This window comes from Paraburkholderia phosphatilytica (assembly GCF_003443895.1).
Taxonomy (GTDB): Bacteria; Pseudomonadota; Gammaproteobacteria; order Burkholderiales; family Burkholderiaceae; genus Paraburkholderia; species Paraburkholderia phosphatilytica.
Genome location: NZ_QQOA01000042.1, coordinates 1 through 21,608, shown reverse-complemented (window position 1 = coordinate 21,608; position 21,608 = coordinate 1). Strand labels below are relative to the sequence as shown.

General features: G+C 63.1%; 21 protein-coding genes and 1 pseudogene. 13 read left to right on the top strand and 9 right to left on the bottom strand.

Annotated features, from left to right (window positions below):
* The first annotated feature begins 136 nt into the window (after nt 1–136).
* A complete protein-coding gene (locus DVS29_RS30345) occupies nt 137–418 on the top strand; it encodes a hypothetical protein (protein WP_118184222.1) in 282 nt (93 codons plus the stop codon).
* A 73-nt stretch (nt 419–491) separates the two neighbouring features.
* On the opposite strand, the gene hpnA is transcribed toward DVS29_RS30345, so the two are convergent.
* Nucleotides 492–1,499 carry a hopanoid-associated sugar epimerase gene (hpnA, locus tag DVS29_RS30340; protein WP_118184221.1) on the bottom strand — a complete coding sequence of 336 codons (1,008 nt, stop codon included), beginning with the start codon at nt 1,497–1,499 and terminating at the stop codon, nt 492–494.
* A gap of 486 nt (nt 1,500–1,985) precedes the next feature.
* On the opposite strand from hpnA, the gene DVS29_RS30335 reads away from it, so the two are divergent.
* Nucleotides 1,986–2,282, top strand: a complete 297-nt coding sequence (locus DVS29_RS30335) for an acylphosphatase (protein WP_118184220.1) — start codon at nt 1,986–1,988, stop codon at nt 2,280–2,282.
* A 64-nt stretch (nt 2,283–2,346) separates the two neighbouring features.
* On the opposite strand, the gene egtD is transcribed toward DVS29_RS30335, so the two are convergent.
* A complete protein-coding gene (gene egtD / locus DVS29_RS30330; RefSeq protein WP_118184219.1) occupies nt 2,347–3,324 on the bottom strand; it encodes an L-histidine N(alpha)-methyltransferase in 978 nt (325 codons plus the stop codon).
* A 554-nt stretch (nt 3,325–3,878) separates the two neighbouring features.
* Between egtD and rarD the strand changes: the two genes are divergently transcribed.
* Nucleotides 3,879–4,778: an EamA family transporter RarD gene (gene rarD / locus DVS29_RS30325; protein ID WP_118184218.1), complete on the top strand. Its 900-nt coding sequence runs from the start codon at nt 3,879–3,881 to the stop codon at nt 4,776–4,778.
* Between the two features lie 65 nt (nt 4,779–4,843).
* Here rarD and DVS29_RS30320 read toward each other — a convergent pair whose 3' ends face one another.
* Nucleotides 4,844–5,386, bottom strand: a complete 543-nt coding sequence (locus DVS29_RS30320; RefSeq protein WP_118184217.1) for an Mpo1 family 2-hydroxy fatty acid dioxygenase — start codon at nt 5,384–5,386, stop codon at nt 4,844–4,846.
* 144 nt (nt 5,387–5,530) lie between these two features.
* On the opposite strand from DVS29_RS30320, the gene DVS29_RS30315 reads away from it, so the two are divergent.
* The 4 genes from DVS29_RS30315 to DVS29_RS30300 all read left to right on the top strand — a co-directional run bounded on the left by DVS29_RS30315 (nt 5,531) and on the right by DVS29_RS30300 (nt 8,739).
* On the top strand, nt 5,531–6,322 hold the full coding sequence (locus DVS29_RS30315) for a Crp/Fnr family transcriptional regulator (protein WP_118184216.1): 792 nt from the start codon (nt 5,531–5,533) through the stop codon (nt 6,320–6,322).
* Between the two features lie 107 nt (nt 6,323–6,429).
* The gene (locus tag DVS29_RS30310; RefSeq protein ID WP_118184260.1) at nt 6,430–6,792 is read left to right on the top strand and encodes a YciI family protein; all 363 of its coding nucleotides are present in this window, start codon (nt 6,430–6,432) and stop codon (nt 6,790–6,792) included.
* A gap of 21 nt (nt 6,793–6,813) precedes the next feature.
* Nucleotides 6,814–8,160, top strand: a complete 1,347-nt coding sequence (locus DVS29_RS30305) for an RNA polymerase sigma factor (protein ID WP_118184215.1) — start codon at nt 6,814–6,816, stop codon at nt 8,158–8,160.
* Between the two features lie 27 nt (nt 8,161–8,187).
* Nucleotides 8,188–8,739, top strand: a complete 552-nt coding sequence (locus tag DVS29_RS30300) for a cysteine hydrolase family protein (protein ID WP_118184214.1) — start codon at nt 8,188–8,190, stop codon at nt 8,737–8,739.
* On the opposite strand, the gene DVS29_RS30295 is transcribed toward DVS29_RS30300, so the two are convergent.
* Together DVS29_RS30295 and DVS29_RS30290 are read right to left on the bottom strand one after the other, a co-directional pair.
* Entirely contained in the window at nt 8,740–9,000 is a 261-nt protein-coding gene (locus DVS29_RS30295; RefSeq protein WP_118184213.1) for a hypothetical protein, read from the bottom strand.
* A complete protein-coding gene (locus tag DVS29_RS30290) occupies nt 8,993–9,742 on the bottom strand; it encodes a DNA/RNA non-specific endonuclease (RefSeq protein ID WP_118184212.1) in 750 nt (249 codons plus the stop codon). The genes DVS29_RS30295 and DVS29_RS30290 overlap by 8 nt, the downstream gene beginning before the upstream one ends.
* Nucleotides 9,743–10,176: 434 nt before the next feature.
* Between DVS29_RS30290 and DVS29_RS30285 the strand changes: the two genes are divergently transcribed.
* The 6 genes from DVS29_RS30285 (at nt 10,177) to DVS29_RS30260 (ending at nt 15,254) form a co-directional block, all read left to right on the top strand.
* Nucleotides 10,177–10,599, top strand: a complete 423-nt coding sequence (locus DVS29_RS30285) for a rubrerythrin family protein (protein WP_118184211.1) — start codon at nt 10,177–10,179, stop codon at nt 10,597–10,599.
* Between the two features lie 172 nt (nt 10,600–10,771).
* The gene (locus DVS29_RS30280; protein ID WP_118184259.1) at nt 10,772–12,109 is read left to right on the top strand and encodes a heterodisulfide reductase-related iron-sulfur binding cluster; all 1,338 of its coding nucleotides are present in this window, start codon (nt 10,772–10,774) and stop codon (nt 12,107–12,109) included.
* Between the two features lie 15 nt (nt 12,110–12,124).
* A complete protein-coding gene (locus DVS29_RS30275; RefSeq protein ID WP_118184210.1) occupies nt 12,125–12,709 on the top strand; it encodes a DUF3501 family protein in 585 nt (194 codons plus the stop codon).
* Nucleotides 12,710–12,814: 105 nt separating this feature from the next.
* Entirely contained in the window at nt 12,815–13,561 is a 747-nt protein-coding gene (locus DVS29_RS30270) for a DUF4410 domain-containing protein (RefSeq protein ID WP_240655860.1), read from the top strand.
* Nucleotides 13,562–13,637: 76 nt separating this feature from the next.
* Nucleotides 13,638–14,579, top strand: a complete 942-nt coding sequence (locus DVS29_RS30265) for an IclR family transcriptional regulator (protein WP_118184209.1) — start codon at nt 13,638–13,640, stop codon at nt 14,577–14,579.
* Nucleotides 14,580–14,675: 96 nt separating this feature from the next.
* The gene (locus DVS29_RS30260; protein ID WP_118184208.1) at nt 14,676–15,254 is read left to right on the top strand and encodes a J domain-containing protein; all 579 of its coding nucleotides are present in this window, start codon (nt 14,676–14,678) and stop codon (nt 15,252–15,254) included.
* 518 nt (nt 15,255–15,772) lie between these two features.
* Here DVS29_RS30260 and DVS29_RS30255 read toward each other — a convergent pair.
* The 4 genes and pseudogenes from DVS29_RS30255 to DVS29_RS30240 all read right to left on the bottom strand — a co-directional run bounded on the left by DVS29_RS30255 (nt 15,773) and on the right by DVS29_RS30240 (nt 21,473).
* A complete protein-coding gene (locus tag DVS29_RS30255) occupies nt 15,773–17,542 on the bottom strand; it encodes a sensor domain-containing diguanylate cyclase (RefSeq protein WP_118184207.1) in 1,770 nt (589 codons plus the stop codon).
* On the bottom strand, nt 17,539–18,657 hold the full coding sequence (locus DVS29_RS30250; protein WP_118184206.1) for an extracellular solute-binding protein: 1,119 nt from the start codon (nt 18,655–18,657) through the stop codon (nt 17,539–17,541). The genes DVS29_RS30255 and DVS29_RS30250 overlap by 4 nt, the downstream gene beginning before the upstream one ends.
* A gap of 301 nt (nt 18,658–18,958) precedes the next feature.
* Nucleotides 18,959–19,582, bottom strand: coding sequence for a LysE family translocator (locus tag DVS29_RS30245; protein ID WP_118184205.1), 624 nt, complete (start codon nt 19,580–19,582; stop codon nt 18,959–18,961).
* Between the two features lie 96 nt (nt 19,583–19,678).
* Nucleotides 19,679–21,473: pseudogene (locus DVS29_RS30240) on the bottom strand (ShlB/FhaC/HecB family hemolysin secretion/activation protein).
* Between the last annotated feature and the right edge of the window lie 135 nt (nt 21,474–21,608).

Genomic DNA, 21,608 nt, shown 5'->3' with positions numbered 1-21,608 from the left:
TCCTGAAAACATGTGCGTGCTGGTCCACTGCTCGTTCGAGCGGAGACACGCAATCGCAAAAATGCACGGGAAGGTGGTGCGGCGATGCGGATGTCTGGCGAGGTGCCTGGGCCTCTCATGACTTTCGGAGCAAGCCATGTCACATCACCTGATCTGCCCTCATTGCCATCATCACGTACCGCGCGGCGTCCACATCTGCCGCGAATGCCACGCGGAAATCGAATACGGCACACCGCCCACGCTGATCCTGCTCGTGCTGATGGCGGCGACGTTCGTGGGAATCGAAGTGAGCGCGCTGACCGCGTTGCCGTGGCTCGGCATCGTCGCGGCGGCGGGCGTGATCGGCGGACTGTGTGCGTGGTTCGCGCGGCTGTTCCGCAACCGCGTGGTGTTCAACCGCATCTATCGCATGCTTTGATGATGACGACGCGAGGCGCGGCGCAATTCTCGCCGCGCTGCGCCGCGCACAACACGCGGCGCCAATCACCACTTCACTTCAAGTACCCCGCCTGCTGGAACCACATCAGCGCATCGCGCAGCCCTTCGCGATAGGGTCGCGCGCGATAGCCGAGCTCCCGCTCCGCTTTCGCCGATGAAAAATACATCTTGTTCTTCGACATTTTCAGGCCGTCCACGGTCACGAACGGCTCACGCTTCGTGAACTGCGCAACCACTTCCGCGCCCATCGCGATCGGGTACAACGGCCAGCGCGGCAAGGCGATGGTTGGCGGCTTGCGGTTTGTCATCGATGCGATGTCGGCCAGCATGGTCTGCAGCGGCAGGTTCTCGCCGCCCAGCACGTAACGCTCGCCCACTATGCCGCGTTCGAGCGCGAGGAAGTGACCCGCTGCCACATCGTCGACGTGCACGAGATTGAGGCCGGTATCGACGAACGCGGGAATCTTGCCGAGCGTCGCTTCGACGATGATGCGGCCGGTGGGCGTCGGCTTCACGTCGCGCGGGCCGATTGGCGTGGACGGATTGACGATCACCGCCGGCAGCTTGTCCGCTTCGATCATCCGTTCCACCGCGCGCTCCGCGAGCACCTTGCTGCGCTTGTACACGCCGATCGCCTGGTCCGCCGCCAGCGGGTGCGTCTCGTCGGACGACTCGCCGGATGCCGACACCTTCAGTGTCGCGACGCTGCTGGTGTACACGATGCGTTCGACGCCTTCCGCGAGCGCCGCGCGCATCGTGGCGAGCGCGCCTTCCACGTTCGCGCGCTCGATTTCCGTCGGGTCCGGCGCCCACAGCCGGTAGTCGGCGGCGACGTGCAGCAGATAGCGCACGCCGCGCAGCGCGGTGCGCATCGACATTTCGTCGCGCATGTCGCCGAGCATCACCTCGGCGTCGAGGTCCTGCAGATTGAGACGCGGGCTCGTGGCGCGCACCAGTACGCGCACCGCGAACCCTTTCTGTTGCGCGATGCGGGCCACGGCCGAACCGACGAATCCGGATGCGCCGGTGATGAGCACCGTATCGCGTTGCAATTGGGACATGCCTTTGGAGTTCCCTACATATGAAGTGGGCGACGAAGACTGCTGCCGCTCCGGCGGCGCGCGGTCACGCCAGGCAGCCGACCACACGCCGCTCGCGGCGGCCGAACGCCGTACGGGACGGCGCGGAACGGGGCATTGTACGCGGGGCGATGCATTCCACCGGTGGCGATCATGCACGTCCGCCGCGGGACGGGACGTCATTGTGTAGATCAATCAGGCTGAAAGATTGAGGCAGCGAAGGGGCGCAATTGGTTCCTGAGCCAGTCTCAATCATCTAGCAAATGGCGAACCATAGTCGGCGGACGTATGCGGCGCGATTCGTGCGCGGCGTCGCGAAGCGCGAACTACAAAGCGCGAAGCGCGAGCGAGGCCAAGCCAGGCCACGCGTCACGACCGCGGACGCAGCATCGCGCAAGCGCGACTACAATGCCGCGATATGAACCACCGCAATTTTTTTACGCGCATGAGCAACACGGAGCCCCACGCATGACGAGTCCCAACCTCGACGATCGGATCGAAACCTACTACGTGAAGGTGCGCGGAATGGTGCAGGGGGTGGGCTTCCGGCATGCGACCGTGCGGCAGGCGCACGCGCTCGGCATCCGCGGATGGGTGGCGAATCTCGAAGACGGTTCCGTCGAAGCGATGCTGCAGGGGTCGGCCAACCAGATCGACCGGATGTTGTCATGGCTGCGTCACGGGCCGCCGGCGGCGCGTGTCACCGACGTGGCCGGCGAAGAGCGCCACACCGACAAGCGCTTCGAGCGCTTCGAGCAGCACTGAGCGCGACAAGCGCAGCTGAGGCGATAGTCGCTCGCCCCAGCCGCAGCTGCAAGCCGATAGAGCGCTAGCGCGCAACCAGCAGACTCTCGGCAAACCCCCAATCGCGCTCGATCCACTGCTGTTCGCAGCCGAAGCCCGCATCGTGTGCCATCGCATCGATTTCCTCGACGCGATATTTGTGGCTGCTTTCCGTCCAGATCGTCTCGCCTTCCTCGAGCGTCACCGTCAGGTTCGCGGCGCGCACGTGCGCGGTCACGCGGCGCGTTGCGCGCAGATGCATCTCGATGCTGCGGGCGTCGCGATTGAAGCGCGCGACGTGCTCGAACGCGTCGAGCGGAAAATCGCCGTCCAGCTCGCGATTGATGCGCGCAAGCAGGTTCAGATTGAACGCCGCCGTGACGCCGACCGGATCGTCGTACGCATCGACCAGCGTATCGACCGGCTTGTCGAGGTCGGTGCCGAGCAGCAGCATGTCGCCCGGCTTCAGCATCTGGCGGATGTCGCGCAGAAAGCGCGTGCCCGCGAGCCGGCCGAAATTGCCGATCGTGCTGCCGAGAAACAGCACGAGCAGCGGTTCGCCCGGTTTGCGCTCGCTGCTCACCTCCGCGAGACCCGCGAGGTAATCGCGCTCGTAACCGACGATCGCGATGCGCTCGATGTCGCCCAGCTCGCGGCGACACAATTGCAACGCGGTGCGCGAAATTTCAATCGGGCAGTACGAGGTCGCGGAAGTGGGGCGCTTGCGGCTCAGCGCCTCGAGAATGCGACGCGTCTTGCGGCCGCTGCCGCTGCCGAGTTCGGCGACGGTCACATCGTGCGGCAACGCCGCGACGATGTCATTTGCGTGACGCGTGAGGAGCTGCTCCTCCGAGCGCGTCACGCCGTATTCGGGCAGCGCCGTGATCACCTCGAAGAGGGCCGAGCCCACTTCGTCATACAGATACATCGACGGCAACTCTTTTTGTGGCGCGTGCGTAAGACCAGCGCGGACATCGTTCGCGAACGCGGTGTTCACGGCATGGGACAGGGCAGGCTGGGTCATGCTGTCTCCGTGGGGATCCTGGTTCGATCCGGTTGATCGTAGAAACGCGGCGGGGTGCCGCGCCATCGGTGGACACTGCGTGGCGCAACAGTGTGGGAGCGGAGGTGCGCAAAACGCGCGCCATCCGCAACGTGCTGCGCGATGGACGGTCTTCGACGACCGCGAGGCGTGGCCGGCGCATCGGCCGGGGGTGACAAGCCAGGAAGCAGGCAACGAGCTTGCCGCGAATGCGCGACCGTCCTGTGACAGGCTGACAGTAGCTGTCAACCGTTGTCGTCAGACCCTGCGGCGGACGCGCATGAAGTTCCTTTGTAGTCCATTGCCGCAAATCGTGCATGGCGCGTCGCACACAAACGATGGGCACGCGTTAGTGCAATCACCCGTGATCCCGCGTTCAGCCCCGACAACCAGCTTACAAACGACTAGAATGCGGGCTTCGCGCCGCACCATTCGCGACGCGATCTCTACAAGCACAACATGAATTGCCGACTCGCTACCTCGTTGCGCCGCGCCCGCGTGCCGTTCGACGTGCGCCATTCGCAACGGGGACACAGATGAATCCTTCCTATGAACCGGGGCGCGGCATTGCGTTGTCCGTAGTTGCATCGGCGCAGTTCGCGCTGATGTCCGTCTACGTGACGCTGCTCGCGCCGCTGACCGGACTCGATATCTTCGCGTGGCGGATGCTGTGGACCGCGCCCGGCGCCTTGCTGCTGATCGCGCTGCGCGGCCGGCTGCCCGCATTGCGCGAGCTGGCGTTGCGCGCCGTCTCGGACGTGCGCGTCGGGCTCTCGCTGATCGTGACCGCGACGCTGCTCGGCCTGCAACTGTGGGTGTTCATGTGGGCGCCGCTGCACGGGCGCATGCTCGAAGTGTCGCTCGGCTACTTTCTGCTGCCGCTCGTGATGGTGCTGGTCGGGCGCTTCTACTACCACGAGCGGCTCGATGGATTGCAGTGGCTCGCGGTGGGTTGCGCGGCGCTCGGCGTGGTGCACGAACTGTTCGTGAGCGGCGCGTTTTCATGGCCGACGCTGCTCGTCGCGCTCGGCTATCCGCCGTATTTCGTGCTGCGTAGAAAGGTCGGCGCGGACTCGCTGACGGCGTTCGCCGCCGAAGTCGTGCTGATGCAGCCGGTCGCGATCTGGCAGATCGTGGCGGGCGGCACGCTGCCCATCGTGGCCGCGCGCGCCGAGATGTGGGCGTTGCTGCTGCCGGGGCTCGGCCTGCTGTCCACGACGGCGCTCGCGTGCTACCTGAAGGCGAGCCGTCTGCTGCCGATGGCGCTCTTCGGCATCCTGGGTTATGTGGAGCCCGTGCTGCTCGTGCTCATCTCCGTGACGGTGCTCGGCGAGACGCTGACGGCGCAGCAACTCGGCACGTATGTGCCGATCTGGATCGCGGTGGCGCTCACCGCGCTGCATAGCGTGCGGTTCATTCGCTTGCCGGCGCGGTGACAACCGGTGCCATGGCGGCGTAGAACGGCGACGCTCGCGCCAGCGCGAGCGTTGTGACGATCACTTCACTTCGACTGCGCCACGGCGTGCGGCGGATTGATCCGCGTCGGGCCGACTTTCGCTTCGATTGCCTCGCGCATCGACGGGCGCCAGCCGAAGCCAAACAACGCCTCGGCGAGCACGAACAACGGTCCGATGAGCAAGCCGATCACATCGTCGACGAATGCCGGCTTGCGATGCTCGTAGGCCGCGTGGCCGATGAACTGGAACACCCAGCCGATCACGAAGAGCCCGATGCCGCTCGCGAGCCACGTCGCGGTGCTCATCGCGGCGAGCCACGCGCCGAACGTGAGACACAGCGCGGAAAACACCGCCATCATCAAGCCGAGCGGAACGTCGAGCACGAGGTAGTACAGCGTGGCTGCCACGAACAGCACCCACGCGGGCGACAGCGGCACGAACCATGTGCCGACAGCGAAGGCTGGCCGGCTCAACAGCACCGCAAGCGCGACGACGATCATCGGAATGCCGACGAAATGCGTCGCGATGCTGCGCCGGTCGCGGTGGTAGGCCGCGTATTGGGTGAGTTGTTCAGTCAGCGTTCGCATGGGTGCCGCTCCGTCTCCAAAATCATCATAATCGCGGGGATCGGGCCACGAGACCTTCGGGTAGCCGACAATTCGCCGCATTCGCTGTATTTGCCGCTCGTGGTCCACCTCATCCCACCATTTGCGAACCCGCTAGACACGGTCATGCGTCCGGATGCCTCTTCGCCGCCCCACGATGCCACGCGCGATGCCGCCGAAGCCGCGCTGTCGCGCAGCGCATGGTTTCAGGCGATTCCCGCCGATCTGCGCGACTGGCTGAAGGCGAACGGCCGCGTCGTGAAGCGCGCCGCCGGCGAGCGGCTCTTCATGCGCGGCGATCCCGACGATGGCCTGTACTGCGTGCTGGACGGTCTGATCCGCATCGGCGCGGCGAGTTTCGCCGGCAAGGAAGCGCTGCTGGCGGTGATTGAGCCGGTGAACTGGTTCGGCGAAATCACGCTGTTCGATGGCGGCGCGCGGACCCACGATGCATACGCCGAGCGCGACAGCGTGCTGTTTCATACGCCGCGCGCCGCGTTGACCACGTTACTGGCCGCGCGGCCGGATTACTGGCACGCGTTCGGTCTGCTGCTGACGGGCAAGCTCAGGCTCGCATTCGCCGCGATCGAAGAAGCGGCGCTGCTGCCGGCCGCGCAACGCATCGCGCGACGTCTGCTGCTGATGGCTGGCGGATTCGACGATGGTCTCCGCCACAGTGGAGGTATCAGCCCCGAAGACTCGCCAAAGCGCCGCGTCATCAAGGTGCCGCAGGAGGACCTCGCGATGATGCTCGCGCTGTCGCGGCAAACCACCAACCAGATCCTGCGCCAGTTCGAAATGCAGGGTGCGCTCGCGCTGCGTTATGGCGAGATCGAGATCGTCGATGCGGTGAAGCTCGCGGCGCTGGCCGAGCCGGGCGCTGCGGGCGCGGTTTCCGCCGTGACGTCCGCGAAGTAACGCTATGTCAGGCGGATTTCGATCGCGCCTGTCCATCGACGGCTCATTCGTGCGTCATTGAAGTGGCGACGCAATGTGTTTCGCCTCAACCCATGACGGAGGTTCACATGCAATACCTGTTGATGATCTATTCGCAAGAGGGTGCCTGGGAGCAGATGAGCGACAGCGAGCGGCAGCAGGGCGTCGCCGCGTATCAGGCGTACACCGAATCGCTGCGTAAAGCCGACGTGCTGGTGGGCTCGAACCGCCTGCAGAACACGAGCGCCGCGACGACGGTGCGTCTGGTCGACGGCAAGCCGCAGGTGCTGGATGGCCCCTATGCCGATTCGAAGGAACAGCTAGCCGGCTACTACCTGATCGACGTGCCGAATCTCGATTCGGCGATCGCGTGGGCGTCGCGCTGCCCTGGCGCGGGACATGGCCTGATGGAAGTGCGCCCGATCTGGGAAATGGCGGACTACAAGAAGTGAGCATCACGCAGCGAGCCACCCATGAGCTTGCCCGCTAGCGACGCACCCGAGCAGCCCGACGGCGGTGGTGGCGGCGGCGATGCGCGCGCCACCACCGCGTGCAGCAATGCGAGCGCCAACGCGAACGCCCATGCGATCGCGGAGGCCGTCGCGCGCCGCAGCTACGGCAAGCTCGTCGCGTTGCTGGCGATGCGCACGCGCGATGTCGCCGCGGCCGAAGACGCGCTCGCCGAAGCCTTCGCCGCCGCGCTCGCGGACTGGCCCGAGCGCGGCTGCCCGGCGAACCCTGAAGCGTGGCTGATGACGGTGGCGCGCCGCAAGGCGATCGATGGCGTGCGACATCGCATGGTGGGTGACGACGTCGCGAACCAGCTCGCGATTCTCTTCGACGAACTGGATGAAAGCGCAGACGCAGGCAACGCAAGCGCGTTACCCGACCGCCGTCTCGCGCTGCTGTTCGCGTGCACGCACCCGGCGCTCGAAGCAGGCATTCGCACGCCGCTGATGCTGCAGGTGGTGTTGGGCCTGGAAGCGAAGACGATCGCGTCCGCGTTTCTGATGTCGCCTGCCGCGATGAGCAAGCGGCTCGTGCGCGCAAAGAACAAGATCCGCGATGCCGGCATCCCGTTCACCGTGCCCGAGCGCGAGGAGTTGCCCGAGCGCCTCGCGGCCGTGCTCGAAGCCGTGTACGCGGTGTATGCGGAGGGCTGGACCGATCCGCTCGGCGCCGACACGATGCGGCGCGATCTCGCGGAAGAGGCGCTGTTCCTCGCGCATCTGCTGACCGAGCTGATGCCCGATCAACCCGAAGCGCTCGGCCTGCTCGCGCTCATGTTGTACGCGCACGCCCGCCGCGACGCGCGCCGCAACGCAGCCGGCGAGTTCGTGCCGCTCTCCGCGCAAGACCCGGCAAGCTGGAACGCAACGATGATCGATACCGCCGATGCATTGCTGCGCCGAGCCAGCGCATTCGGCACGCTAGGACGGTTCGAGCTGGAGGCCGCGTTGCAGTCGGCGCACGTGCATCGATGCCGCACCCATCGCGCGAACTGGGATGAAGTCGTCCACCTGTACGACGCGCTGTTCGCCATCGCGCCGACGCCGGTCGTCGCCGTGAATCGCGCGGTGGCACTGGCGGAACGCGACGGCGCGCAGGCCGCGCTCGATGCGCTCGCACCTTATGCGGACGATCCGCGGCTCGTCGACTATCAGCCGTACTGGGCCGCGCGCGCCGATCTGCTTGCGCGCACCGGCGCAACGCAGGACGCGCTGGCTGCATACGACCTCGCGATCGGCCTCGAACGCGATCCGGCCGTGCGGCATTTTCTGCAAGGGAAGCGTGCAGACCTGTCACTCGCGAGCGACTAGAATGGTTTTTTCCTCAGCGAGGTAGCCATGACGTCTGCTCTGCTCGTGATCGATTTCCAGAACGGTCTCATCGCGACCGATCCGCCGCCCGGCGATGCCGCCAACGTGACCGCGCGCATCAACGCGCTGACGTCGCAGGCGCGCGAAGCCGGCGTGCCGGTCGTATTCATCCTGCATGAAGACGAGGAGCTGGTCCGCGATACGCATGCGTGGCAACTGCTCGACACCCTCGAGATGGAGCCCGACGATCACCTGATCGACAAACGCACCTGTGACTCTTTTCTCGGGACCGAGCTTGAACCGCTGTTGAAGCGCCTGGGCGTGAACCAGCTTGTGGTGTGTGGCTATGCAACCGAGTTCTGCGTCGATGCGACGGTGCGCAGCGCCGTGGCGCACGGCTATCCGGTGACGATCGTTGCGGATGCGCACACCACGCACGACAAACCGCACGCGGACGCCGCGAGCATTCGCAGGCATCACAACGTGACGCTTGCGAATATCGACAGCTACGGCGTGCCGATCGTCGCGATCCCAGCGGATCAGATCGATTTCCGCGCGCTGGCGGGAACCAGCGTCTGATCAGTTAAACGGATTGTCGATCTTGCCCGGCTTCGCGTCGGGCTCGTCCTTCAAGCGCGCCGGCAATGCAGCCTCGCGCTGCAATGCCGCGACGATGCTATCCACCGCCGCCTTCAGCGTGAGCGCCGCCTTGAGGCCGCGCTGATCTCTCGCGATATCCAGCGAGCCCGACAACGTGACGCGCGTGGTGCCGTTCGTCACGGTGAAGTCGTCGCCTTGAATATTGAGCACGTCGTCGTCGTTCGAGTAAGCGTCAAACACCTTTCAGTCCTCCTGGCCGCTGGTCTTTCGCAGATTCCGGAATGCCCGGAAAACGCATGCCTGTCATCCGTTCGACATCGTGCACGCTGCGCATGTCATAGCGATTCGTCGCGACGTTATCGACGACCACCGCGAACGCGGTATCCGTCGACGGAAGGTAGACCACCTTGTAGAGCTGCGTCGGCACGAACACGCGCGTTGCGCCGATGGTGTCGAGCTGGCTGCCCACGAACAATGGCCCGGTGATCACGTACGCGTCGCCATACTTCTCCGTCAGCCGGCGCACCGCCGTTTCGATGCGTGCCCACACCTGCCGGTTGTTCTCGCGATTTTGCGGCACGACGTTTGCAAGCGAGAACGATTCGGCCATCGCTTCCGGGTTCCAGCGATTGCCCGCCGGGCTCATATGACCGCGGTCATAACCGCTGCGGCGATAGTCGGCGAGCGTTGCGCCTTCGCCTTGCGGCAGGCGGTCGTCTTCGAAGAATTTATTGGTGCGGGCGACGTCTTTAGCGAGTTCGACGTGACTGCGCGTCAGATGCTCGGCGGACCAGAGCGGGCCGTGCGTGATGCCCGAATGCAGCACCGCGAAATCGGCGTAGCAAAGCACATGGGTTTTCGGCGCGAGCTTCGCGTTGGCGAGAACCGGCCATTGGGCGCCGGGCAGAAACTGCTGGCAGGACGGTGCGGCGATGGCGTGCGCGGCCACCGCGCACAGCAGGGAAAGCAACCACTTCTTCATCGATTGTCAGGGCATCGTAAGGGGCCGGAAAGTATAGCGTCGCCTTCGATGAAAATGCCCTGACGTCACATAAAGTCACGCAAAAAGTGGGCCGCAGAGCGGCCCAGAGAACGTGGATGTGAAGCATTGCAGTACAGCAATGACCACTCTAGTCACCGTAGCTTAACGTTTACTTAAGCCCTGAATCTTTGCGGCACTGCATTGCAGCAAGCATTGTCGCAAGGCCCTACACGATGCCGCCGCATTCCGCACCTGGGCACAGACCCGCACTATCGGAGAGATTGAAAAACCCAATTGGGGAACGGCTCGCGCAACTTCTACATTCAGAGAGGCGGCGCCTCCCTGCGCGTCGCGCCGCAGCATGCGCGAACGGAAGTCCCCCACCGTTCGCCACCATCGCGCACCCCACAATACCGGTATTGCAGGAGGCACAGATGACGCAATTGAAGGGCTCGAAGACCGAAGACAATCTCAAGGCCGCATTCGCCGGCGAATCGCAGGCGAACCGTCGCTATCTGTATTTCGCAGCGAAGGCGGACGTCGAAGGCCAGAACGACGTCGCGGCACTGTTTCGTTCGACAGCCGAAGGCGAAACCGGCCATGCGCACGGCCACCTCGAATATCTGGAAGCGGTAGGCGATCCGGCAACCGGCTTGCCGTTCGGCACATCGCGCCTGAATCTCGAAGCGGCGATTGCCGGCGAGACGCACGAATACACCGACATGTACCCAGGCATGGCGAAGACCGCGCGCGAAGAAGGCTTCGACGAGATCGCCAACTGGTTCGAAACGCTAGCCAAGGCGGAACGCAGCCATGCGAACCGCTATAGCAAAGCGCTCGAAGTGCTCACCGATTGACTGACGCGGAACGGCGGCGCGGCCTTTGCGCCGTTCCGCCTTTCCGACGACGTACGGCGCGCCGGTAGTCCAAAACCGGCGCACGGAATGCGCGCGCATCGGCGAAAGAAATCGTCCGTGCGTGCGCGTTCCGCTTTTGATGAGCGCGGTCATCGAACAGGAGCCGGACTACATGCCCCATAAAGAAGGCAGCCTCGAAGCGCCCACCCGTCATCCGCTCAACTGGCAGTCGGATGCCTTTTACGACCAGAACGCACTCGATCAGGAATTGACCCGCGTCTTCGACATCTGCGCGGGATGCCGCCGCTGCGTGTCGCTCTGCGGCGCGTTTCCGGCGCTCTTCGATCTCGTCGATGAAACCGACACCGGCGAAGCGCATGACGTCGACAAGGCGAACTTCGGCAAGGTCGTCGACCAGTGTTATCTGTGCGACCTCTGCTACATGACCAAATGCCCGTATGTGCCGCCGCATCCGTGGAACGTGGATTTTCCGCACCTGATGCTGCGCGCGAAGGCAGTCAACTACAAACGCGGCGACGTGCCCGCGCGCGACAAATTCCTCTCCAATACCGATACGCTCGGCAAGCTCGCCGGCATCCCCGTCGTTACGCAGACCGTGAACGCCGTGAACCGCACGAAGTTCGCGCGCGGCATGATGGAGAAGACGCTCGGCGTGGACAAGGACGCGTGGCTGCCCAGCTTCGCGACGCGCAAATTCCGCAGCGCGGCGAAGCGCTCGGCGAACGGCGGCGTGCAGGACGGCGAGCGCACGCCCGGCAAGGTCGCGATCTACGCGACGTGCTATGTGAATTTCAACGAACCCGGCATCGGTCACGATCTGCTCGCGGTGCTCGCGCACAACGGCATTCCGTACGAGCTCGTGACGAGCGAAGCGTGCTGCGGCATGCCGCTGCTCGAGCAAGGCAACCTGGAAGGCGTGGCCGGGAAGAAGGCGCAGAACGTGCCCGTGCTTGCGAAATACGCGCGCGAAGGCTACGCGCTGATGAGCGCAATACCGAGTTGCGTGCTGATGTACAAGCACGAGCTGCCGCTGATGTTCCCCGACGATGCCGACTTGAAGCTCATCAGCGAAGCGTTCTGGGACCCGTTCGAATATTTCGTGGCGCGCCATCGCGATGGGCTGCTGAAGACCGACTTCAAGGATTCGCTCGGCAAGGTGTCGTACCACGTGCCGTGTCATGCGCGTGTGCAGAACATCGGCCGTAAAACGTCCGAGACGCTTTCGCTCGTGCCCGATACGAAGGTGACGGTGGTTGAGCGATGTTCGGGACACGCGGGCACGTTCGGCGTGAAGAAGGAATTCCACGCGATGTCGATGAAGATCGGCACGCCGGTGTTCAAGGCGATGGCGCAGCCGCAGCCCGACTACATCTCGTCGGACTGCCAGCTGGCGGGACATCACATCGAACAGGGCATCGACGAAAACAACCTCGGCCAGGCACAACTCGCGCATCCGCTGACGCTGCTGCGCAAGGCCTACGGCGTGTAAACCGGAGACAGGCAGATGGGAACCATCGCAAGAAATTCGCTGTTGACGCTCGAGGCGTATGCGAAGCAACGCAGGACGATGCGCGACAAGGTGATCGCGCACAAGCGTATCCGCACCGTGCATCTCGGCAATCACCTGACCTTCCTGTTCGAGGACGAAACGACGATCCGCTACCAGGTGCAGGAGATGTTGCACATCGAGAAGATTTTCGATGAAGACGGCATTCAGGGCGAACTCGAAGCGTATCTGCCGCTCGTGCCCGATGGCGACAACCTGAAAGCGACCATGCAGATCGAGTATGAAAACGAAGTGGAGCGGCGCGCCGCGCTGGCACGGCTGATCGGCATCGAAGATACCGTGTTCGTGAAGGTGGACGGCGAAGCAGCCGTCTACGCAATCGCGGATGAAGACCTGGAGCGCGAAACCAACGAGAAGACCTCGGCCGTGCACTTCGTGCGTTTCGAACTGACGCCCGCGATGAAAGCAAAACTGAAAGGCGGCGCCGCACTGCAGCTAGGTTGCGATCATCCGAACTATCGCGTGGATCCGCTTACGCTTGTGGACGACGTGCGCGCTTCGCTGGTCGCGGATCTGCACTGACGATTGATCACAGCGACCATGACTGCGTAGTCGCATCGATTGCTTCCGGCGTTCTGTCGTGCAATAAGTTGAGGTGTGTCGCAACGACCAGGCCGGAGCCGTCGCATGGGTGCGTCGCAAGGTTGGCAATCTGCGGTGGTGCGGGGCCTGGTGGCGTGGCTCACCGGGCTGATGGCGACGCTCGCGTTCGCGCAGACGAATCCCGCGCCTGCCATGCCAATGCAACCGCCAGCGGCTCAAGGCGGCAATGTCGCCACGCTGCCGGTGCAGCCGGTGGTGTACATCAGCGATTTCGAACTCGATGCCGCCGACGTTCAACCCGACCAGGGCCCCGGCTCGCGCGCGCGACGCATTCTGGGCGGCGTGCTGCCATCGGGACCGCTGCGCAAGCAGTCGGATCAGGACCCGCAGGCGCATGCGAAGGCCATCGTCACCCAGATGGCGCATGCGCTGACCGCGGATCTCGTGAAAGCCGGCATCGATGCGCGCCGCGCGGCGCCGGATAATCCGCTACCCGATATTGGTTGGCTCGTGCGCGGCGTGTTCCTCGACGTCGATCAGGGCAACCGGCTGCGGCGCGCGGTGGTGGGCTTCGGCGCGGGGAATAGCGGCATCCAGGTGGCGGTGGCGATCGACGATCTGTCGAAGCCTGGGCAGCCGCCACTCTATCAAGCCGTCGACGAAGGCAGCGGCGGCGGCCATATGCCGGGCGCTATCGTGAAGCTGAATCCGTACGTGATCGCCGCGAAATTCGTGATGTCGGGCCGCGACGAGAACAAGGCGATCAACGACACTGCCGAGCGCATATCGGAGACCATCGTCGCGCGCATTCGCGCCACCGCGCCGAAATAGCGGGGTGCGTAGAACGCACAGCGCTTCGCGCTATCATGCCGGCTTGACCCGAACGATCAGCGCACGATAGCCGGACATGGCAAAACAAGACACGACAGCGGCCGGACGCAAAGCGGGAACGCGTGACAATGCGCCCGCCAGCCACGATGCCGCGCATACCCAGGATACGCAGGACGACGACACCAGCGGCTCCTCCACCTACCTGGTGCCGGGACTCGAACGCGGGCTGCGCATTCTCGCGGAGTTCTCCGCGCGCGAACCCGTGCTCGGCGCGCCCGAGCTGTCGAAGCGCATCGGCATTCCCCGCACCACCACGTTCCGGCTGCTGCAGACGCTGGAGGCACTCGGCTTTCTCGAACGCGCGAATGGCGACCGGCATTTCCGGCTTGGCGTTGCGGTGCTGCGACTCGGCTTCGAATATCTGAGCTCGCTGGAACTGACCGACGTCGGCACGCCAGTGATCGAGAAGCTGCGCGATGCGACGGGCTTGAGCACGCATCTGCTGATTCGCGATCAGCGCGACGTGGTGTTCGTCGCGAAGGCGCAGACGCACAACCCGATGTTCAGCTCGGTGAAGGTGCATGTGGGCACGCGTCTGCCGGCGCATGCGACCGTGCATGGCCAGGTGCTGATGGGCGACCTCACGTTCGACGAGCTGCGTCAGCTCTATCCGGATTCGAAACTGGAGCAGTTCACCGACCGTACGCCGGGAACGCTCGAAGAGCTGTATGGACGGATTCGCGAAAGCGCGGCGTTGGGTTACGCGGTGAGCGAAGCGTCGTTCGAGCGCGGAATCTCTGTGGTGACCGCGCCGGTGCGCGACCAGTCCGGGCGCATTGTCGCGGCGATCACGGCGACGGTGCCGCGTTCGGACCTGGGCGAGCCCGAGGAGCGGGAGCCGCTGATTGCTTCGGTGTGCGCGGCGGCGGTGGATCTGTCGTCGCGGCTCAACTACCGGCCGCGCGCGGATGATCCGACGGTGATGCAGGCTCGGCGTAAGCAGGTGGCGGCGGGGTAGGGTTTCGGTTGGCTGTTTGGTTCGCTGTTTGGCGACTCGGGCTTGTCGAGGCGACGTGCTAGGATCGATTCGAACCGACTTCTAGCGTGACGAACCATGGCGACGCTGTATAACTTGCTCGGCGTTCACGAAAACGCCACCGATGCTGAAATCAAGCGCGCGTACCGGCGCGCGGCGATGCAGGCGCACCCCGATCGTAATGTCGGGCGCGAAGAGTTCGCGCATGCGCGGTTTCAGGAAATCAAAGAGGCTTACTCCATTCTCTCCGATCCTCAGCAGAGGAGCGTTTATGACGCTGTTTATGCGGAGGAGATGAGTCGGATTGAGCGGGATCGGGAAGTTGAGGAAGAACGGGTGAGGGCTGAGCGGGAGGCTGTTTATGCTCGCTTTGTCTCCTTGGCTATGAGGTTTGCTGAGTTAGGGCATAACCGCGATGTGCTGTTTGGGGTTTTGATTGGGCGGGATTGTGAACCGCTAGAGGCTGCAAGGATTGCGGATTCGGTTTGGGCGTTGGTGGAGGCTCGGAGGGAGACGGGCGCTTCTGCTTCGGCGCGTGAGGACGCGGATTCGGTGGCGCAGCGAGCGGAGGATGTGAGCGCTCGCATTGACGACGAGCATCTGCACGCGAATCTGTTTAGCAACCTTTGGCATAGCATGTTTGGGTTGCGGGGGTGAAGAGACTGAATTTCCGCGCGTTGACAGATAAAAGCGGTCGAGACCAGGTACGGGCAGAAAGCACGCAAGACGGGAAGACAGACGCGGGACAGTGCGGACAGACTGGCCTCTGTATATAGCGGTGAAGCGACGCCGACGACGATAACTGAACAATTGCTTTCTCGCGGTCTAGGTTCCGTTGTATATGCGAGTTGAAGCCGTGCCGACGGCTGACGATAAGAACTGAGAAGAGGGCAATTACCGATGGTACGAGAGGTGGACCGCAGTTCGATCGATGAACTGTTGCGGTTGGCGACGCCTTCGCGCGTCGCTGAGGCGTTGGGCATAGCGGTTGTGCGGCGTGGGGCACATTCAGAGCTCCGTTTGTTGTCGTCGGCGGCCAAGGCAATCGTTTATCGCCTTGGCCGACTCACTGCATTCGCCGAGTGCTTGAAACTGGTATCCATCAGTTCGCCCACGAGCCTGCCATCCCTCACAACGATCGCCCGCACGAGGCAGCCCGGCAAAAGTAGCCACCACTACACCTGCCATACACCCCTATCCCGCTCCGACGACGACCCATTCGCCAACAGCTCCCGATAGCTTACATAGCGACACCGCGTCGAACTCTTCGCGGCATACATCGCGGCATCCGCCTTCGCGAGCAGGTTGTCGGGATTGACGTCATCGCCCGGAAACTCGCTGATGCCGATGCTCGCACCCACCGTCACGCTGTCGACCCCGATGGGCACTGCCTCATCGATGGTCGCCAGCACACGGTTCGCAATTTCGGCGACGTCATCCGGCGATTGCGCGGTCGTCACGAGGATGACGAATTCATCTCCGCCGAAGCGGCCCACGACGTCCTCGCTGCGCAGCGCGGCGCGCAGTCGTTGCGCAACGATGACGAGCGTCTGGTCGCCGGCAGAATGCCCGAAGCGATCGTTGATCTGCTTGAAGCCGTCGAGGTCGACAAACATGACGGTCAGTCGTTTGCCCGTCACGGTGGCGTCGCGCATCGAAGCGTCAAGCCGTTCCATGAACAGTAGTCGGTTCGGCAGACCGGTCAGCACGTCATGTCCCGCAAGATGGGTCAGCTCCTGCTGCCGGTCATGCAGCGCTTTCATCTGCGAACGGATCTCGATGCGCATCGTGTCAAAGCAACGCGCAAGCGTGCCAATCTCGTCCGTGCGCGTCATCGGTAGCTGGTCGACGCCGTGATCGTCGAATACATGTGTCGACGCACGCGTGAGGATGCGCAGCGGGTGAGTCAGCGCGCGCGCAAAGAGTACGGCCAGGATGATCGCGACTGCGCTGGAAATCAGCACGATTCGCGCGATATGCTCGCCCAGCGCGTTCGCGGATGCCAGCACGGCGGAGAGCGGACGGCCGAGACCGAGCACGATGAAGCGGTTGCCATCCACGAGCCCGAACGGCGAGCGCTCGAACGCGAACGCCTGGATCGGCGACTGATCGGGCCCGGCAGGGCCGTTGAACGTCAGATTCGTGCGGTTAGTCTCGAACAGTGGCCGTGTGGCGGGAAAGCTTGTCTGCATCATCACGCGCCGTCCCCGCTGGAAGCCGAACGTCTGGCTGGGATCGGGATGAATCAGAAAATCGCCCCATTCGTTCGCGAGGTACACGCGATAGTCGGCGGGCAGATCGCGCTCGAGCCGCTCGAATACCCGCGTCAGGTCCGCGTCGATAACGAGCACGCCCACCTTGAGTCCATCGGCCTCGGCAACCGGCGTGGCCACGGTGATGGTCGGTCGGCCCTTTGAAGGGTCCGTGCCGTCACCCTGCGTCAGCCCGATCGGAGATACGTACACGTGCTCGATCATGGTCGTGAGCGCATCGAACACGTAGGGGAACTGAGCCTTCTCCTGCAGTTGATCCTCGGGAACGACGACCACGCGAGCCTGCGCGTCGCGCTTGACGCGAATGCGTTCCAGCCCATGGTGCGATTGCGTGATCAGGCGTATCTGCAGGTATTCCGGATGGTGCATCATGAACTGCACGAATACCTGCTCGAGCCGCTCGCGGCCAGCACGCGAGGCATCGTCGTTTTGCGCAACCGCCGCGGTCGACGGGAGCGTCGCCAGTACGAGAACGTCGTCGGATACGTCGCCGAGCGCGGCGGTAAAGCGCTGACTCAGGATCTGGGTGGAGGTAAGGAGGTTTTGCTCGGCCTCCTGCATCAGCATCGCGCGATTGGCCCGGTACGCGTAGTAGCCCGTCGTTCCAGACGCAGCGACGCCGATCAGGACGAGCAGGAGGGACAGCCGGGAAGTCAGTCCGAGTTTGATCATTTCGGAAAGCTCTCCAGCCGGTCACCCGAGTCGATCCGTTGCCAGAGCGCTTCGCGCTCGCTGGTGCTTTCGACGCCCTGGAGCCACACCAGGCGCCCGGGCGCGGCGGAGCGCTCGCCCGACGTGGGCGTCAGCGTATTCGCCAGGCCCTGACGCTGGGTCAGCAGCGAATCGATCGCCGGTTCGAGCATGTAGTTGATCCAGTCGTAGGCGAGCGCCTGATCGTGCGCGCCGGTCGTCATCGCCCAGCAGTCGAGCCAGGCGAGCGCGCCTTCGTCTGGAATAACATAGCCCACATCCACGCCAGCCCGCCGCAGGGATTCCACCTGCTGTGTGCCGTAGTTGCCGAACATCAAGGCGATGTGGTGCTGAACGAACAGTGCCGTCGCTTCCTCAGGCAGCGTGTAGTACGTGAGCAGGTTCTGCCGCAACTCGACGAGCTTGCGCGCAACCGCGCGCATCTGCGCGGGCTGCAGATGAAATGGATCCTGGTAGCCCAGCGCCAGCGCGGTAAACGAGAAGTTGTGCTGTGCGCTGTTGAAATCGAGGACCTTTCCACGGTAGCGCGGATTCCAGAGCTCCAGCATGCTGTGTGGAATATCGGGAATCTGCTTGCGGTCGTAAATGAGCCCCATCGAGGAATAGGTAAAGGGAATCGCGTAGGCGTCTTTACCTTCCGTGAGTCCGCGAATGTCCGTCAGCTTCTGGAAGTTCGGCAATTGCCGCTGCCGGTTCGGGATGCGTGACAGATCCAGCGGAACCAGCAGATGCTCATGCGTGTACCGCTGAATTTCGGCGGTGTTGGCCGCGAGCACGTCGAAATGCGGAGGCGTCGCGTTATGCATGCTGGTCCACAGCGCTTCGTCGGAATCGACGAACGTGACCTCCACCTTCACGTTAAAGCGTTTCTCGAACGCGCTTACCACGTCGTTGTCCGCATAGCCTGGCCATGCGAGCACGCGCAAAACGGCTGGATGAGGGAATCCAGTATCCGCGTGCGCCGTGGGCCAGTGACGCGAATACGACAGAAACGTGAAGACCAGGATCGCAACAACGCCGCCCGCGCACAGGCGGACACCCCATCCCCGGATTAATCGGAGAACGACCGTCTTCATGCGTCGCCCTAACTGGTCAATTTATTAAATACCGAATACTGATCGCCCCATTCGTGTGCACGTCAGTAGCGAGGCGTAAGGATTACATCTGTCAGCGGCATTCGCAAATCAGGCGATCCGCAGCGGTTTCAGGGAAACCATCATATCGGAATCAGAAAAGTCGAAGCAGGGTACACCGTTTTCTTTTCACTCCGGAGAAACCCGAGCGAAGGGTACGCGCGGGTCGACCAGGCGGTACGGCTGCCGGGCGCATGAAGTAACGCGCACGGCTTTCCAATCGCCGTGGCCACAAGTCACTCCGTCACAACTTCTCCGTCGCGAGCTTCGCACCTAAGCCGATGAACAACGCGCCCATTGCCTTCGTCAGCCACGCCGAGATGGTCTTGTTTCGCCGGAGTGCGTGCGTCATCCGGGAGGCGAGAAACACATAGACGACGCTTGTGCTGATGCCGACCGTGTTGCCAACCACACCCAACTCGAAGAGGTGCGCGACCGCATGAGGGTCATGCGCGCTCATGAACTGCGGCAGTAGTGCGGTATAGAACAGCGCCACCTTCGGGTTGAGCGCATCGCTGAGAAATCCCTGCCAGAAGATGTGATGCAGAGCGCTTTTGCCCCGGCCTTCCGGGAGTGTGAATCCGCCTTTGGCACGAAGAGCGCCCCACCCCAGGTAGACAAGATAGGCTGCACCCGCGAATTTGACGACAGTAAATGCCGTGGCTGAAGCCAGCACCAATGCGGACAGCCCTGTCACTGCTGCGAGCAAATGAAGGTACGCGCCAAGGTTGATACCCAACGCGGCGCATAAGCCAGCCGCACGTCCTTGAGCGATCGTGCGCCCCAACAGAAATAGCATGTCCGGACCCGGCACCAGGCAGAGTACGAGGCTAGCGCCAATGAAAAGCATATACGTGTGCCAACTCATTCTGTCGTCCGCCCTTTGAATATGCTTCGATAATCCTTCGCCGGACTCATTGTAGCCAAGGCTCCCGTGAGTTGACGACGCATCCCATATCGCGTGCTAGAACTGCGCGTTGAGCCGCACGGTGGCGGTAACGCGCGCGGCAGGGAAAGCAGCCGGCTTGTAGACGGGTGTGCCCACAAACGATTCGTACGATACGCGAGCAAAGCGCGCCAGAAGACCTCCACGAATGCCGATCACCGCGCCGGCGAGTTGAGTGCCCGCGAGCCAGGCCGTGTTGGGTCCGAACACGTGTCCGTAATCGATGCCTGCGAACAGGGTGTGGCCAGTCTTTCCGATTGGCCATTGCAGTTCGTTGCGCCAGTAGAACTTTTTCTGCCGCGAGCATCGTCTCACCGTCGAAGCCGCGTACGGTGTAGCAGCTGCCGATAGTGAGGTCATCGATATAGAACAGCGTGTCGTCAGTGAACTGGCCGTGTACTGTGCTTGCGTAGCGGAACGGCTGTGTACCGACGACGAATGGAACGGAGAGGCTGGCATCGAGCACCGCCATCCGGTAGCGGTAGGTCAGACCCGTCATGTACGGATCCGGCGTTGCACCCAGTCCCCCGATGCCCTGGCGGTACGCAAGCGTGCCATCGAACTGTGACGCACCGAAGTAGTGCCGGTCAGTGAGCCCAGCCTCAATGACCGTGCTGTCGCGATGCTGTAGCGCGATCTCCGTATCGCCGATGTAGCTTGCACCAAAGCGCTTCGACAGTTGCCGCTCGACGCCGAGCACGTCGTCCTGGTCGCGACGCAATACGCGTGCGAGCCTGAGCACCGCGGTTTGTGAGTTGCCACTCGACACAAACGTCTGGTTCACGCCCGCTATCTGCTCGTAGTAAGTGTTCGTGTTGCCCGACAGCGTCGCTGTCCAGTAGCCCCACGGCACTGAATACGATCCGTTGAAGCCATGCGAACCAGGTGACTTGTTGCCGAACGACAGATCCTGGTTCGCGCCTAGCGACAGCACGTCGTTCAGCCCGAGTGGATTGTCCAGGCCAAGGCTCACGTTACCTTGCCACTTGCCGGTGGCATCTGTTCCCGAGTTATCGACGGATGCGACGAAGGTCCAGGGCTTTGTGCGCTTCACGTTTAGCATGACATCGCTTTCGCCTGGTGCGTTGGCTGGTTCGATCTTCATGTCTACGTCTTGAGATGCTACGTGCTTCATCCGCTCCAGACCTTGCTCAAGATCGCGAAGATTCAGCAGGTCGCCGTCGCGCGTGGGAAACGCGGACTTCCATGTGCCGTATGGCGCTGGATCGGCGAAACGGATGTTGCGCACGACACCCGGGACGAGCGAGATTTTCAGTGTGTGTGTCGACAGGTCCTGTTCGGGCAACAGCACGCGCGTCGTCACATAGCCGTGAGACAGGATTGCTTGTTGCAAGCCTTTTGCGATGAGTTCAAGTCCATGCTTGCCGATGCATTCATCCCGATAGTGGTCAAGCCATTCGCGTGCGAACCAGAAGGGGTCTTGCGGCAATGACGATGCGCCGTGGTTGCGGATGATGTCGGGGAGCGTCACGGGTACATCTAGCGCGAATGTGTCGATGCGGAAGCACGGCGATTCGTGCGGCAGTGGTGGAAAGGCTTCTGACGTTGGCACTTCCGAGCGGACCGATGGTGCGTTGACGGTTTGCTCGCGTTGCTGTGCGTCGCGCTGTTGCTGCAACTGCTGGTTTTGGTCGGCGTTAGCGCGGGCCGCCGCCGCGTCATCCAGTGGAGTGGCCGCGCGTTGCGCGGACGCGAGTGTGACCAGGGCTGTGAGCGGCAATGCCGCCAGCCTCTTGCTTAACTTCATGTGCCAATGGATCCCTGATTCTGCCTGTCGTGGCTGGCGGCTCATGACCGCCTCTTTCTCTGTCTGGTGACTGCGCAGAACTAAGGAAGGTCTGCACAACTCGTTTTCAGAGCGCCGACCTCTTGCCACTTGAACCGAGTTGGCCATGAGAATCTGCCGACAGGTTGGTCGTCCGGCTTT